Origin of the sequence: Bradyrhizobium sp. AZCC 2289 (genome assembly GCF_036924615.1) — a bacterium.
Classification (GTDB): domain Bacteria; phylum Pseudomonadota; class Alphaproteobacteria; order Rhizobiales; family Xanthobacteraceae; genus Bradyrhizobium.
This window is the reverse complement of the sequence record NZ_JAZHRY010000001.1, coordinates 5,314,931-5,332,480: the sequence shown is the minus strand read 5'-3', so window position 1 is coordinate 5,332,480 and position 17,550 is coordinate 5,314,931. Positions and strand designations below refer to the sequence as shown.

Here is a 17,550-nt window from a genome sequence, read left to right as displayed (position 1 = left end):
GCAAGCCTTGAACTTTAATTTCACTTCTAATTGGCGGGGCCCTGATCCACCGGAAGCAAGAGGCCGCTTTGTTCGAGCGCAGCCAGATAGCCTTGTTGCCATGTATCAGCGTCCGCCGCGAGGTTTAGCAAAGCCGGATTGGCTGAATTGTCGGCAATCACCCGCGTTCGCAACGTCTCGGCTTGGGCCTTTTGCTGGGCAATGAACTCGTCGCGAGTCATCGGGGTTTCTGATGCGACGATATTAAAGCGGAACGGAATGTAGACGTACCTCTCTCCGTCCGGCACAGCGGCTTCTTCAAGGTAAAGGTCGTAAAGACCGGGGTAGATCGTATCGAGAGCCTGCGGACCGGCATCCAGTTCGCCCTGCAAGCTCGGCACGGCCGCATAGACAGCGGTCTTGAAATCGTCCCATGCCCGATCATGCAATTGTTGCAGACCCGGATATGTGCTGACATTGAGCGTGACAGCGGTAAACCCACCTGCCGGAACGTTAAACAGATAACCCGGGGCAAGTATTTCGCCGGTGACGTTTGGATCCGACTTCAGACTGGCCCAGGGAATATTCGATCCGTTGCTGATATCAGGTTGCCCGCCCAGGTTAGTTGCAAGCGCCACGTACGGCAGATTATAGATCTTTTCGTTCGTGCCCATTTCGGGGATGCCGTAGGTAAATGCAACATACGGCGTATCAACGTTGGTAAGGGACTGGAATGACACACTGTAGGTTCCGACGTCGCCAGCGAGAATGACCCGCGGACCACCAAGTCCTATCGTCACATCGGGCGCCAATGCCTGCTCGATCAAGTAGCGATACGGCTCGATCGCGACATTGCCATCCGGGTTGATGACCTCGACGTCATAGAGCCCGTGCGGGGCTCCGGTGAAGTCGAAGCTTGCGGTAATTCTGGTCGAATCGAAAACCGTGTAATTGACCGGTTCGTATTCGGCGATGCCCGGACGGACCAGTTTGACAATCGCGTTCGCATTGAACTGGGCGCCCGAGATGGTGAGCGTCACCCATCGGCTGTCACCGCCTTGGTCCCGCTGAATGTCCGTAATGGCGAGCGGGACCAGTTGGGTCGTGAGCGTAACCGGAGTATTGCTCGCCGGCTCCTGGTCACCGCGAATCAAGATATAATATTCGCCGGGCTTGGTTGTCGGAATAACAGCCGTCTGGTTTGCCTGCAGCGCGTTCTTGTAAATCGCGTCATATTGAAAACCGCTCGGCACATCGCCGTAACGCAGGAAAAGCTCGTTTGACGCATTCTGAACATTGCTGGTGAGTGAAACCTGCAGTGTTTGGCCTAATGGCACCGTCACTCGGAGCAGTCGCGTTTGCCCAGTGCTTAAGGTCGTTTGATAAGGTACTCCGAGATGAATTTCATCGACGTCTAAGCTCAATGCATTCGCCGCTACCGCAAAATTATTTCGCTCCCCTTCCCCGTTGGCCGGCCCCTCGTTGACCTGATTGTAGATATCGGAGCGGACGATGAGATAATATTGTCCGAGCTTGGTCGGTGGAACGAGCGCGCTCAGAGACGACGTGTAGGTTTGGTTTTTGGTAAGCGTTCCAGTGAATGACGTCCGACCAAGTAGTGTATCATCTATGCTCCACACTGGATCGCTAGAAAGGTAGACGGAATCGGTCCAAGTCCCGGCGGCAGGATTGTCGGACTGATTGCGACCGATCCAGCTGACACCGATGGTGTCACCTATTTTTGCAGATTGTGGGCTATTGATGCTGTCCACCACAACATCGGCAGGCGGCGGCAAATCGAGCAGGACCGGCTGAGCGCTTGCCGTCGCATTATTCAAAGGCTTGGCTTCAAAAACCGCGTTCTTGCCGCTTAAGCTAAGCGGATTGGTCACCGCAATCAGATAATAGGGCCCAATCAATGCCGTGGGCAGCGTTATGCTGCCAGTGATCGTATCGCTTTCTCCGGCGGCAAGGCCGCCGGTATGATCAAACGAGCCAAGAAATCGATCGCTAGTCGGGTCGAGATATTGATCGCGCGACAAATAAAGGGAGTCGGTCCAATTGGATTGGAACGCCGGCGTCGTGCCGCCGGCGTTTGTCACAGTAAAGCTAAAGCTCAGTGGTTGGCCTACCGTGGCGTGTTCGGGAGCGGAGATCTGGCTGACTTGAAGATCTGGCGGCGTTCGAAGGACGATGCTTAGAGGTTTGACGGTCGCATTATTTCCCTCGTCCTGAAATTCCGGAACCGCTCCCGCGCCTACTGTAACGCCCGGGCTTGGATAGGGTGTAACGTCACTAAAGATTTGGGGGTTAGGGAAAAACGGCGAATCGCTTTCGACGATAATGTAAAAATTGCCTTGTATGCTTTCAGGCAAGTTCAGTTGTTTCGTTACCTGGTAGGATTGACCGATGCTTAGTTGACCCTGGTGGTTGAACGCGCCGAGCTGAAGGTCGGCCTGATCAAGGGAGGCATCGCGCGAAAGGAAGACACGATCTGTCCAGAAATTTTCGCGGGTTTGACGCGTCCCAAGATTAGCAACCGTCCACGAAATCGAGATGGCATCACCGGAAGACGGAATGTCTGGCGGCAGCGTCAGTGCACTAACCTGAAGGTCGGGCTCCCGGTACGTCACCGGTATATCGGCCCGACTCACATTATTGGTATTCGCGAACTGCTCGTAGGCAGAGGTAGTGTAGAATCGATATGAAGCGGCGTTTTCGTCACCGGTATTGTTCTCACCCTTGGGGCCGCCCTTGAAAGAATCGGTGACAATAGAATCGGTGACAACGTAAATGAAGTAATCGCCATTGATACCGCGCGGCAGTGTCACTGATACAGATTCAGTGTAGCTCGCTCCGGCGAGCAGCCCCGTTTGGTTGCTATGGACGATGTAACCAAGGTAGGTCGCCGCCCCAGGCTGACCCGGAGCAACAAACTTTGGATTGCTAGAAATGAAGATACTATCCGTCCAGTACTGCGAAGCGGACCAGAGATCGCCGCCGGTATTGGTGACGGTATATTGAATAGTTGTCGGTTCGCCGGAAAAATTCTGAGCCGGGACCTTGATAGCGGTAACTTGTAAATCCGACGGGTTGGTCACCACGTCCGTGCTGGTTGCAGCGACATTATTGTCGAAGCGACTTTCCGGAATAATTGGAAATAAGGGATCATCGTTGACGCCAACAATGAGATACTTTCCGAAAACATTAGGTGCGAGTTGATAAGTGTGTGTAAAGGACGCACTTTGACCCGCAGCAAGCCCCCCGGTTTGGTTGAAGGCCTCAAGCTGCCATTGAACGGCGCCGGGTGCGTTTAGCGTAGGATGGTCTGATAACCAAACTTCATCCTTCCACGACGTATTCCCGGTATCGGCGCCACTATTCGTAACGGTCCAACTGACCGTGTAAGGCTCGCCGGCAAGGGCGGTTGCAGGGGCTGCGACGGCCGACGGAACCAAATCGGGTAATAGAATCGGATTGTCGACGCCGATCAGAATGACCTGTCGCGCCTTGTAATTGTCATTATAGATCTCGTGCGGATCGTCCGGATTGACGTTAGACGCCAATTCATTTTGCAGAACGACACCGTAGGAGTCCGTCCATGGAGTAATGAAATAGATCCCGGACGGAAGGTTGCCAGGGATATCAACCTTCAACGTGGTCTCATAGCTGTCGCCGACCTTGAGCGCCCCTGTGTGCGCGATCGTTGCCAGCAAAATCCCGCCATCCGAAGGACCGGGACGTGTTTTATCGCGCGTGAGCCACACGGTATCGTGCCACGTGTCGGTATTGGTTGGACCCGATCCTCGGTTCGTGACGGTGAAGTCGACGGTGACTTCCGCCCCCGCAACGACCTGCGTCGGTACGATTACATTCCCGGTGACCAGATCAGCGAATGGTTGCGGTACGACATGAAATTGAAAGGCTCGATTATTATTCGTGTCATTCGGATATTCATCCACCTGACCGTTGCTGTCAGTAACAACAATTAAATAGACGTCGCCGCCGAACCTGATGGGAATGTTCACCAGGTCAGTCACCGTAGTGTACTTTTCGCCCGGGCCCCAGCGCGGCGCCATTGTCGAAAGTGCCGACCAAGATATCGTCTGGGGTCAACTGGCCGTCGAGCGAAAGATAGACTGCGTCCTTCCAATGCGGCGTAGTGGTCGCGACGGTACCTTGATTGACGATCGTAAAGCTCAAGGACGCGGTACCGCCAGCCGGAACGCTGGGGGGAACGATCGCGCTGTCGACTTGCAGATCGGGACGTGGTCTCAGTTGAACGCTTAGGGTGCCAGCATCAATCAACCTATTGTTCTTCGCAGCGTCGCCGTACTCATAGACGGCGCCATCCACGTTTGTGACGATCGAAGCGACATATATTCCCTCGGTTTTGTCGGGCAGCAGGAAGCGCTCGGTACGCGTATAGGACAACCCGGGACCAAGGTCGCCAATATGCGTAAATGTTCCTACGGGAAGAAGGGACAGGTCCGGTCGCCCAACGGGCTGCAGAACGACTTGGTCCCTCCAACTCCCGGTGGCGGCCGCCTGCCCGGTATTGCTGACCGTCCAGGAGACGTCGATAAAGTCGCCCTCGGTTGCGAATTGCGGGACCTGGATATCGGACACCACCAGGTCGGGCGAAGGCGAAAGTGCTACATTGATCGGGGCGGAAGAGGTCGAGTTGTTGCCAGTGTAGATAAACTCATAGGGCTGCCCGGATGATGAGGTTGCTGCTACAACGACATGAAATTCTCCAGAGATTCCATTTGGAACCGCGAGGTCGCCAGATCGAACGTAGCTACCATTTGGCGCGAGATTGCCTAAATGATCAAAGCTGTAAGTGGCAACGGTCACTCCGGCCGCGGAAACCAGAGCGACACTGTCGGTCCACGACGGCAGACTCGTGATGCCGATGCCTTGGTTGGTGACGGTCCAAGAAAGATGCAAGGCGCCACCGCTGTTGGCATTCGCGTCCGCTGTAACCGACGACACCACCAAATCTGCATAGGGGATCGGCATGACGTCGAGCGTATGCGCGGGCTCGGCGGCGTTGTTGGATTTGCTGGAATTTTCGAAAACAGTGTTTTCAAAATCACTTACGACAAAAAGGTGATAGCGATTTGAGGCATCAATCGGCAAAAATACTTTTTGGCTTTCAGAATAGCTGGCCCCGACAGCAAGCCCTCCATTGTGGAACAATTTTGCCAAAACTTGATCATCAGCGTTACCGACGATGTCATCCAGCGAAATTAAAACGGCGTCCTGCCAACTCGTAGTTTGGCCGACTCCAGTCCCTACATTGGTAACTGTCCACCCCACGGTAATTGCCGCTGGGTCTCCAATTGTGATTGCCGGCGCGGTGACATTGCTAACCGCGAGGTCCGCGAACGGCGATAGCGCCACCTGAATCGACGCGCCGGCCACGTTATTCGCCAGAGCGCCTACTTCATGAACTCCACTGGCGCTGTTGGTCACCACCAGTATATTGTAGCTTCCGCTCGCCCCCAACGGCATGATGACGTTGACTTGCTGAAGATAGCTGCCGCCGGATCCTAGCTGCCCGGTATGAACAAAATCACCAAGCTTGATGTCGTTTGGCCCGACAACATTGCCACGAGACAAGTAAAGTGTGTCCGTCCAACTCCCAAGTGCAGGACCGGTGCCTACGTTATTGACGGTCCATGATACGCTCGCTGACTCTCCACTATTGAGCACATCGGGAGTGACGGTAACACCACTGGGTGCCAAATCCGGGTGCACAAGCGCGAGCGGCACCACTGCCGTATTGTTGGTCTTATTTCCCGGTTCGTAGACCTGATTGTCTGCGTCGGTGACGACAAAAATCTCATAATTGCTATCGGCTTTATCAGGCAAAACGACGCTTGCCGCAACGGTGCTACTTGCCCCTGGCGCCAAGTCGAAATTGCGCTGCACGGAAGCCAGCAGGATAGCGCCATTCAGCGTGCCGTCCGTCGAAAGGTAGACTCTGTCGACCCACGGCGCCAGGGCTGCACCGGCACCAACATTTTGAACGGTCCAGGTGACATCCAGCTGTTGGCCCGGCACGCCGCCTGCGGGAGCGACGATTTGAGTCACCGCAAGGTCAGCGCTGGGCGCAGGAGCGACTGCGATCTGATTGATTGAGACGCCGGTGTTGTTCTGAGTCAGCCCCTTCTCGTAAACTTGACCGCCTATATCGCTTACGACGAGAATACTGAATTGACCTGAAACCCCATTCGGCAATTGCAGCGTAGCCTGCCCGACATAATTCTCGCCGGGCGCCAGCGATCCATTATGAGTTACATCGCCAAGCACGATGTCCGATGGATCAAAAACGGCATCGGCGGAAAGCACGACGCGATCTTTCCAAGTGCTGGCGACCGTGCCACTCGTGCCGACATTGGCTACTCGCCAAGACAGACTTATCGGTTCGCCGCTATTTCCACTGGCCGGGCCGACGACGACCTGCACCGCCAGATCAGCGAATGGCGCCGCTAGGCTTACTTGTAGAGCTGGCGCGTAGTTGTTCGATTGGGTGTCTGGTTCAACCACCGCTCCGCCGGCGTCGGTGCGCACGGTGATATAAAAATTGCCGTCCTTTTGGAGCGGCAATGTTACGGTCTGTGACGAGCCATACGACTGACCGGCCGCGAGACTTCCTGAATGGGCGAACTCAGCAAGCGTCACGTCATCGGCATTGCCGAAGACCGCGTCTGTACTGAGAATAACGCGGTCGACCCATTGCGACGCCGCGGTCGTAACCGTGCCGAGATTCGTGACCGTCCATCCAACCTGCACTTGATCGCCGCCACTGCCGGACGCTGGTGCAGTGAAGTTGCTGACGGAAAGATCGGGATAAGCCTTTGTCAGCGATTGGACCGTAATCGAGCTCTGGTTGTTTGTGGTGGCATCGGTGCCGTTCGCAGCCTCAATGAGCGAGGCCGTATTGTTCTGATTTCGGTTGCCTGTCACCGTGATGTTCAGTGAACCGGCGCCCTGGAGTCCGTCGGGTAAATTGAAACTGAAGCTTCGGGCGACGCTTTGTCCGCTCCCCAGCGGTCCATTTCCAGCCTGGTTGGGGTCGAAGAACACAGCGGCATCGATGAGCTGCTGTCCCGTTGTCGTATTGGTGACGACAATATGGTCATACCAGCCTGCAGGCGTGGCCATTGTTCCTGAGTTGATATCACTCCATGCAAGGGTGAGGGTGCTGCCGGCCTGTACCGGCGAACTGGTGACCGCCAAGTTTCCAATTTGCAGATCCGGCGCCGACGCGATGTCTACAAGCGACGTGTTGTTGGTCTCGGCGGTGCCTGCACCGTTAGCCTCAAAGATCTGGTTCTGAGAATCGGTCGTGACGGCGAATTCAAATTTACCCGTGCTCGACAAACCCGAAGGCCACGTCAGGCTATACTGACGCGTCTGGCTTGCGCCTGGCGCCAGCGGTCCATTGCCTGTGATCGATGCATCGTAGGGAATCGTAGCAAGGACAAGCGATGCTCCGGTCGAGAGATTGCGTACAGAAATCTGCTCGGACCAGGAACTCTGTGTCGCCAGATTTCCGGCGTTAAACGTATTCCAATGCAGGGTAACGTTGCTTCCAGGTGCCCAGGCATCTGAAGGATCGACGGTCAAATTGGTAACCTGCAAGTCCGCGTAAGGCGCCAGCGCCGACGTCACCGTCAGCGAAGTGGTATTGTTCGTCTCGGCGTCACCGCTCGCGCTCTGCTCGGCAATGGCGTTCAGAGCGTCGGCGATCACGGAGAATGTAATCGCACCGGCGCCGCTCAGCCCGTCCGGCAGACGCACGGTGGCCTGGCGTTGGCTAACGCCGCCGGCCGCAATCGAACCGCTGACCGACTGATCGTAGGGGACTAGGAGATTTGCGATGACTTGATTGCTGGCATTTCGCACCAAAATCTGGTCAGACCACGAGGCGGCGGTGGCTTGATTTCCGTTATTTACATCGTTCCAAATAACGGTGACTTCGCTACCCGACTGCAGTGGACCGCTGCTCGAAACTGCCAATCCTGTCACGACTAGATCTGGGCTCGGCTGAAGTCCCAGTCCCGCAATCTGAATGGGAGCAGCAAGCGGAACGAAATCGGCGTTGAAGCTGTAATTGACCGGCGTCGTGTTGGAGACATCTCCTTCAACCAGCAACGTGTAGGTGCCAGTCAGTGCCAGGGTTGAGGTCGGCACGTCGGCGAATGGATATTGAAACCAAACCTGACGGCCGTTGGGATCAAGCAGACGCCAATAATTATTGTACATCGACCCCAAGATACTCTGCTGATCGAAATAGAATGGATCGCCGGCATTGGCGCTGAACTTGTAGAGGTTGGTGGCGTTGCCGGGGGTTAGTGTGCCGGAAACCGGCGTACCCGGCGTGATCACTGTCGCCGACGCCAGATCCGAAAGGCGGAAGCTGAAACTGCCGGTGGTCGGACCGGTGGTGCCTGCGACCGTCAGTGTGTAGTTGCCGGCGATCAAGTTCAGGGCGAAGGGGTCGTTGTTGCTACTGGAATAACCATCGGAATTCGTAAAACTTCGCGAGCTGACCTCGGTGCCGCGTGGCCCGGTCAGGGTCCAGCTCAGGCTGCCGTCATTGGTCAAGCTGTCGAAATAAAGACTGGTCGGGTTGGCCAAGTTGAAACTGTAGACTGCGGGCTGCGTAATCGAGCCATCGACCTGGGTGCCGAGCGTCAGCGGCACCGCAGTGGTGAGGTTCTGGACATTGAAGCTGTAATTAACCGGCGTCGTGTTGGAGATATCTCCTTCGACCAGCAACGTGTAGGTGCCGGTCAATGCCAGGGTTGAGGTCGGCACGTCGGCGAATGGATATTGAAACCAAACCTGGTGGCCGTTGGGATCGAGCAGACGCCAATAATTATTGTATATCGACCCCGAGATACTCTGCTCGTCAAAATAGAATGGATCGCCCGCATTGGCGCTAAACTTGTAGAGGTTGGTGGCGTTGCCGGGAGTTAGCGTGCCGGAAACCCGCGTACCCGGCGCGATCGCGGTCGCCGACGCCAGATCCGAAAGGCGGAAGCTGAAACTGCCGGTGGTCTGATCGGTGGTGCCTGCGACCGTCAGCGTGTAGTTGCCGGCGATCAAGTTCAGGGCGAAGGGGTCGTTGTTGCTACTGGAATAACCATCGGAATTCGTAAAACTTCGCGAGCTGACCTCGGTGCCGCGTGGCCCGGTCAGGGTCCAGCTCAGGCTGCCGTCATTGGTCAAGCTGTCGAAATAAAGACTGGTCGGGTTGGCCAAGTTGAAACTGTAGACTGCGGGCTGCGTAATCGAGCCATCGACCTGGGTGCCGAGCGTCAGCGGCACCGCAGTGGTGAGGTTCTGGACATTGAAGCTGTAATTAACCGGCGTCGTGTTGGAGATATCTCCTTCGACCAGCAACGTGTAGGTGCCGGTCAATGCCAGGGTTGAGGTCGGCACGTCGGCGAATGGATATTGAAACCAAACCTGGTGGCCGTTGGGATCGAGCAGACGCCAATAATTATTGTATATCGACCCCGAGATACTCTGCTCGTCAAAATAGAATGGATCGCCCGCATTGGCGCTAAACTTGTAGAGGTTGGTGGCGTTGCCGGGAGTTAGCGTGCCGGAAACCCGCGTACCCGGCGCGATCGCGGTCGCCGACGCCAGATCCGAAAGGCGGAAGCTGTAACTTCCGGTGTGATCGGTGGTGCCTGCGACCGTCAGCGTGTAGTTGCCGGCGATCAAGTTCAGAGCGGCCGGGTAATTGCTACTATTTGCATAGTAAGCATCGGAATTCGTAAAATTCCGCGAGCTGCCTTCAGTGCCGCGCGGCCCGATCAGGGTCCAGCTGAGGCTGCTGTCGTTGGTCAAGCTGTCGAAATGAAGACTGGTCGGGTTGGCCAAGTTGAAGGTGTAAAGGTTCTGCTGACCAGGCTGAGTGACCGTACCATTGACCTGGGTGCCGAGCGTCAGCGCCACCGCGGTGTTGGTCACCTTCTGGGCGTTGAAGCTGTAGGTCACCGGAGTGGTGTTAAAGGCATAACCCTCGACCAGCAGCGTGTAGGTGCCGGTCAATGCCAACTGCTGCGTCGCGACATCACTGAATCCGTTGAACCAGACCTGCTGGCCGTAGGGGTCGATCAGGCGCCAGTAGGTGTTGCCGCTACTTGCGCTCTGCTGATCGAAGTAAAACGGATCGCCGGCAGTGGCATTAAATTGGTAGAGGTTTGTTGCAGTACCCGGGCTCAGCGTGCCGGAGACTAGCGTGCCAGGCGTAATCGGCGCCGCTGATGCCAGGTCCGACAAGCGGAAGTTGTAGCTGCCGGTGGTTGATCCGTTGCCCTGGACACGGAGTTGATAGGTGCCCGGCACGATGAGGCCGAAAATCGGGGACGAGCTACCGAAGCTTCCAGCATCGGACGACTGGAAACTGCGGTTGCTGACGAGGGTCCCCTGTGGCCCGATCAGGCTCCAGTTCAAGCCACCAAGGTTGGTCTGTGAATCAAAATATAGATTGGTCGGGCTACTGATCGAGAAGATGTAATTATTTTGCTGGCTGACCGTGCTGATCGCGCCACTGGTGAGCGCACCAAGGCTCAGCACCGTACCTGTCGGGGGTGTAAGAGTTACATGGCCTTGCGAGGAAACATTAAAGGTATAGTCGGTGGCGCCGTTGGCGCTGATCTGGCCTTCAAACAGCAGGGTATAAGTTCCTGCCAGCGGAAGCGTCAGTGTGCCGCTGTTTCCAAAAGTGGCTGCGTAGGTAACTTCTCCATATGGATCGATGACGCGCCAATATGGGTTACCGCCATTCAGAGCCTGCCGGTTGAGAGCGATTTGATCGCCCGCCAGGGCATCAAACTTATAAAGATTTGTATTGGTTCCGGACGACAATGTGCCCGAGATCGGATTGCCAAGCGTGATCGCGGTCGCTGATGCCAGATCTGATAGGCGGAAGCTGTAGCTGCCGGTGTGGCTGGTGGTGCCGGACACCGCGAGCGTATAGTTCCCAGCAATCAAGCTTAGAACCGAATTTGCAATACTTGATGAATCCGAACCCGTAAAACTCCGCGTGTTGACTTCGATGCCACGCGGCCCGGTCAGGGTCCAACTCAAGCTACTGTCGTTGGTCAGACTGTCAAAATAGAGCTGGCTCGGATTGGCCAAGTTGAAGGTATAGAGGTTCTGCTGACCGGCCTGGGTGACGGCACCATTGACCTGGCTGCCCAGCGTCAGCGCCGCCGTGGTGTTCGCCACACTCTGGGCATTGAAGCTGAAGGTGACCGGCGTGGTGTTATAGATGTAGCCCTCAACCAGCAGCGAGTAGGTCCCGCTTGACGGCAGCGCCTGCGTGGCAACATCGCCGAAACCATTGAACCAGACCTGCTGACCATTGGGGTCGATCAATCGCCAGTATGTGCTGCCACCGCTGGCAGTTTGCCCATCAAAGTAAAATGGATCGCCAGCGTTGGCGTTGAACTTGTAGAGGTTGGTCGCATTGCCCGGATTGAGTGTACCTGAAACAGCGGTACCCGGCGTGATCGACGTGGCCGAGCCCAAGTCCGAAAGGCGGAAGCTGAAGTTCGTCGAGCCACCACCCCCGGCAACGAAAAGAGTATAGCTACCCGCAATCAGATTCAGAACCGGATCTGAGGCCTGATAATTGCCATCTGAGGCATAGAAATATCGCGAGGTGACCTCGGTGCCGCGCGGCCCGGTCAGGGTCCAATTGAAGTTGCTATCACTGGTCAGGCTGTCGAAATAAAGACTTGCCGGGTTGGCTAAACTGAAAGTGTAGACTGCGGGCTGTGTGATCGAGCCGTTGACCTGGCTGCCCAGCGTCAACGCCGTTGTGGTGTTGGTTACCTTCTGGACGTTGAAGCTGTAGTTGACCGGAGTGGTATTATAGATGTAGCCCTCAACCAGCAGCGAGTAGGTCCCGCTTGACGGCAGCGCCTGCGTGGCAACATCGCCGAAACCATTGAACCAGACCTGCTGACCATTGGGGTCGATCAATCGCCAGTATGTGTTGCCATTGGCCGTTTGCTGATCGAAATATGCGAGATCGCCGGCGTTGGCGTCGAACTTGTAGAGGTTGGTCGCATTGCCCGGATTGAGTGTACCTGAAACAGCGGTACCCGGCGTGATCGACGTGGCCGAGCCCAAGTCCGAAAGGCGGAAGCTGAAGTTCGTCGAGCCACCACCCCCGGCAACGAAAAGAGTATAGCTACCCGCAATCAGATTCAGAACCGGATCTGAGGCCTGATAATTGCCATCTGAGGCATAGAAATATCGCGAGGTGACCTCGGTGCCGCGCGGCCCGGTCAGGGTCCAATTGAAGTTGCTATCACTGGTCAGGCTGTCGAAATAAAGACTTGCCGGGTTGGCTAAACTGAAAGTGTAGACTGCGGGCTGTGTGATCGAGCCGTTGACCTGGCTGCCCAGCGTCAACGCCGTTGTGGTGTTGGTTACCTTCTGGACGTTGAAGCTGTAGTTGACCGGAGTGGTATTATAGATGTAGCCCTCAACCAGCAGCGAGTAGGTCCCGCTTGACGGCAGCGCCTGCGTGGCAACATCGCCGAAACTATTGAACCAGACCTGCTGACCATTGGGGTCGATCAATCGCCAGTATGTGTTGCCATTGGCCGTTTGCTGATCGAAATATGCGAGATCGCCAGCATTGGCGTCGAACTTGTAGAGGTTGGTCGCATTGCCCGGATTGAGTGTACCTGAAACAGCGGTACCCGGCGTGATCGACGTGGCCGAGCCCAAGTCCGAAAGGCGAAAGCCGTAGCTCCCAGTGTAACTCGTGGTTCCGAAAACAGTCAGCGTGTAGTTGCCAGCAATCAGATTGATAATCGGATCGGACGACTGGTAGTTACCATCGGAGGCGTAGAAGTACTGCGAACTGACTTCGGTGCCGCGCGGTCCGGTCAGAGTCCAATTGAAGTTGCTGTCGCTGGTCAGGCTATCAAAGTAGAGCTGGCTCGCATTTGCCAGATTGAAAATGTAGGCGTTCTGCTGGCCGGGCTGCGTGATCGCGCCATTGACTGGGGTTCCAAGTGTCAGCGCAACCGTGGTGTTGGTGATCTTCTGTGCGTTGAAGCTGTAGTTCACAGGGCTGGTGTTAAAGATATAGCCTTCGACCAGTAGCGTGTAGGTGCCGGTCAACGTCAGCGGTTGCGTAGCAACGTCGCCGAAACCGTTGGACCAAACTTGCCGGCCTAACGGATCGATCAGCCGCCAGTAGGTAGTGCTGCTTGCGCTCTGCTCGTCAAAATAAAACGGATCACCCGCATTGGCGCTAAACTTGTAGATGTTGGTGGCGTTGCCGGGGCTGAGTGTGCCAGACACGACAGTACCCGGTGTGATTGAGGTCGCAGACGCCAAGTCCGACAGGCGGAAGCCGTAGCTTCCGGTGTGATCGGTAGTGCCTGAGACCGTCAGCGTGTAGTTGCCCGCGATCAGATTCAGAACCGGATCGGATGACTGGTAATTGCCATCGGAGGCATAAAGATATTGTGAGCTAACCTCGGTTCCGCGCGGCCCGGTCAGGGTCCAATTGAAGTTGGTGTCACTGGTCAAGCTATCGAAATAGAGCTGGCTCGGATTGGCCAGGTTGAACGTGTAGGCATTCTGCTGACCGGTCTGGGTGATCGCGCCGTTGACCTGGGTCCCCAACGTTAGCGCCGCTGTGGTGTTGGTTACCTTCTGCGCGTTGAAACTGTATGTGACCGGCGTGGTGACTGAGATACCACCTTCGATCAACAGGGTGTAGGTGCCGTCAAACGGCAGGGCCTGCGTCGGAACATCTGAAAATGCAGAATTATACCAGACTTGTCTGCCGTAAGGGTCTAACAGGCGCCAATAAGGCGAAGTACTGCTGGGATTTTGCAAGTCGAAATAGAACAGGTCGCCTGAGTTTGCGTTGAACTGATAGAGGTTGGTCGCGTTACCCGGATTGAGTGTGCCCGACACGACAATTCCGGGCGTAATTGCCGTCGCAGACATAAGGTTCGATAGCCTGAAACTATAGCTGCCGGTGTGGTCGGCATTGCCGGCGACCGTCAACGTGTAATTGCCAGAGATCAGATTTAGAATTGGCGACGTACTGAAGCTTCCGGCGTCTGAACTGCTAAATGTTCGCGGGCTGACCTCAATGCCGCCCGGTCCGGTCAGGGTCCAGCTCAGGCTGCCGTCACTCGTGAGACTGTCAAAATAAAGCTGGCTCGGATTGGCCAGATTGAAACTGTAGAAGTTCTGCTGACCCGGTTGAGTGACAGCGCCATTGACCTGGCTGCCGAGTGTCAGCGCCGCCGTGGTGTTGGTCACCTTCTGGACGTTGAAGCTGTAATTCACAGGGCTGGTATTAGTTATATAGCCCTCGACCAGCAGTGTGTAGGTCCCGGGCAATGCCAGCGTCTGCGTGTCAACATTGTAAGGTGTGCCGAAATAAGTTGACCAAACTTGCTGGCCATAGGGGTCGATCAGACGCCAGTAGTTCGGATAGCCGCCACCAGTCAGCTGGTCAAAATAGAATTGGTCACCGGCGCTGGCGTTGAACTTGTAGAGGTTGGTGGCATTGCCGGGGCTAAGTGTGCCGGACACGACAGTGCCTGGCGTGATCGAAGCCGCAGACGCCAGGTCCGACAGGCGGAAGTTATAACTGCCGGTGGTTGATCCGTTGCCCTGGACACGGAGTTGATAGGTGCCCGGCACGATGAGGCCGAAAATCGGGGACGAGCTACCGAAGCTTCCAGCATCGGACGACTGGAAACTGCGGTTGCTGACGAGGGTCCCCTGTGGCCCGATCAGGCTCCAGTTCAAGCCACCAAGGTTGGTCTGTGAATCAAAATATAGATTGGTCGGGCTACTGATCGAGAAGATGTAATTATTTTGCTGGCTGACCGTGCTGATCGCGCCACTGGTGAGCGCACCAAGGCTCAGCACCGTACCTGTCGGGGGTGTAAGAGTTACATGGCCTTGCGAGGAAACATTAAAGGTATAGTCGGTGGCGCCGTTGGCGCTGATCTGGCCTTCAAACAGCAGGGTATAAGTTCCTGCCAGCGGAAGCGTCAGTGTGCCGCTGTTTCCAAAAGTGGCTGCGTAGGTAACTTCTCCATATGGATCGATGACGCGCCAATATGGGTTACCGCCATTCAGAGCCTGCCGGTTGAGAGCGATTTGATCGCCCGCCAGGGCATCAAACTTATAAAGATTTGTATTGGTTCCGGACGACAATGTGCCGGAGATCGGATTGCCAAGCGTGATCGCGGTCGCTGATGCCAGATCTGATAGGCGGAAGCTGTAGCTGCCGGTGTGGCTGGTGGTGCCGGACACCGCGAGCGTATAGTTCCCAGCAATCAAGCTTAGAACCGAATTTGCAATACTTGATGAATCCGAACCCGTAAAACTCCGCGTGTTGACTTCGATGCCACGCGGCCCGGTCAGGGTCCAACTCAAGCTACTGTCGTTGGTCAGACTGTCAAAATAGAGCTGGCTCGGATTGGCCAAGTTGAAGGTATAGAGGTTCTGCTGACCGGCCTGGGTGACGGCACCATTGACCTGGCTGCCCAGCGTCAGCGCCGCCGTGGTGTTCGCCACACTCTGGGCATTGAAGCTGAAGGTGACCGGCGTGGTGTTATAGATGTAGCCCTCAACCAGCAGCGAGTAGGTCCCGCTTGACGGCAGCGCCTGCGTGGCAACATCGCCGAAACCATTGAACCAGACCTGCTGACCATTGGGGTCGATCAATCGCCAGTATGTGCTGCCACCGCTGGCAGTTTGCCCATCAAAGTAAAATGGATCGCCAGCGTTGGCGTTGAACTTGTAGAGGTTGGTCGCATTGCCCGGATTGAGTGTACCTGAAACAGCGGTACCCGGCGTGATCGACGTGGCCGAGCCCAAGTCCGAAAGGCGGAAGCTGTAGCCGCCGGTGTGGTCGGTATAGGTTGCGACCGTTAGCGTGTAATTGCCGGCGATCAGATTCAGAACCGGATCGCGTGACTGATAATTGCCATCTGAAGCGTAGAAATATTGCGAGCTGACCTCGGCGCCGCGCGGCCCGGTCAGGGTCCAATTGAAGTTGCTATCGCTGGTCAGGCTGTCGAAATAAAGTTGGCTCGCATTGGCCAGGTTGAACGTGTAGGCATTCTGCTGACCGGTCTGGGTGATCGCGCCATTGACCTGGGTCCCCAACGGTAGCGCCGCTGTGGTGTTGGTCACGTTCTGGGCGTTAAAGCTGTAAGTGATCGGGTTAGTGTTGTAGACCCCTCCTTCAACCAACAGGGTATAAACTCCGCTGGAGGGTAACGCCTGTGTGCCCACGTCGGTGGTGAGTGAATTCGACCATAAAACTCGATGGTTCGGATCGAGCAGGCTCCATTGGGTTGAAGATGTGGCGCCCGTTACGGTCTGACTGTCGAAGTAGAACTGATCGCCGGAGTTGGCATTGAACTGATAAAGGTTTGTCTCGTTCCCGGGGTTGAGGGCCCCCGTAACTGCCGTACCCGGTACAATCGTTGTGGCATTGGCCAGATCAAGCAATCGAAATTGATAGTTTCCGGTCGTATCTGCCAGCCCTTTGACGCTGAGCGTGTAGTTACCCGATACAAGGTCCAGTGGGACAACGTTGGAAGCATCGACTAGATCAGAGGCGGTAAACGATCTATTCGAAACAACATTTCCCTGAGGACCAGCCAAGCTCCAATTTAGGCTGCTGTTCGGAGTTTCAGAATCGAACAGGATTTGCTTTTCTTGGGAAAGGGTGAAGGTGTAGCGATCCGTTTCGCCAGGGACCGCAATCGAGCCTTGAATGGGATTTAAATCTGCAGAGAGAAGAACCCTTGGTTCCAAAGTCTCGAACAGCACTCGATAAGATACGCCATCCCTGAGTCGATCCCGCAGATTTGTGCGACGGATGGGAACAGCAGACCGCAGAGCGTTAAGTGCACTCAATAAACGTGATGGTGATGCGGCAACCTTAGAACTACGCATTCCCCTTAACACCCCATCGGATTATCGGGGTTGAAAAAACAGACACGCGCCTTTGTTCAACCGCCGTTTGCGGCATGAGGCATTCTCAAGCAGGCTGGGCACACAACAAATTCAAGTCTTCGGTGACGCCCTGAACGGTCGGCGTACCGATTACAGCCAGCGAATTTGGCATAGCGGCTCACACACAAAAATTGATGCGTGCGTTGATTACAGTCCGATCAGCTAAGCTGTCATCAGCGCGTGAATTGCGGCGATTCGTCCCCAACCAAAAAATCAATAGCGTATCAACAAGGTCCCATATTGTTTATGAGCAACGCAATCCCGTCAAGCTCGAAAAAAGAAGCTGCACATACGTCTCCTCACCCCAAATGGTTACCCAAAATGGTTAGGCCAACTGTCCTGCATCACGCCAGTGGATGCTATCCGGCAAGTACACGAAGCCCACCACGCCGCACGCTTTTTCTAATATGGTGGGAGAGATGGCCTGGGCGGTCAACTCGGATTTGGATTCACCGTGACTAGGCACGATTAATTCTGCCAAACCTGGACACCGTAGTTGTACGGGGTAGCCGC

At 55.6% G+C, this 17,550-nt stretch carries 2 protein-coding genes; both read right to left on the bottom strand.

What is annotated here, in order from left to right; all coding sequences use genetic code 11:
* Positions 1 to 26 precede the first annotated feature (26 nt).
* Complete coding sequence (locus V1289_RS25315) at positions 27 to 4,007, bottom strand: CARDB domain-containing protein (RefSeq protein ID WP_334399784.1); 3,981 nt, start codon at positions 4,005 to 4,007, stop codon at positions 27 to 29.
* A gap of 4 nt (positions 4,008 to 4,011) precedes the next feature.
* Entirely contained in the window at positions 4,012 to 16,851 is a 12,840-nt protein-coding gene (locus V1289_RS25310) for a CARDB domain-containing protein (RefSeq protein WP_334399782.1), read from the bottom strand.
* Positions 16,852 to 17,550 lie beyond the last annotated feature (699 nt).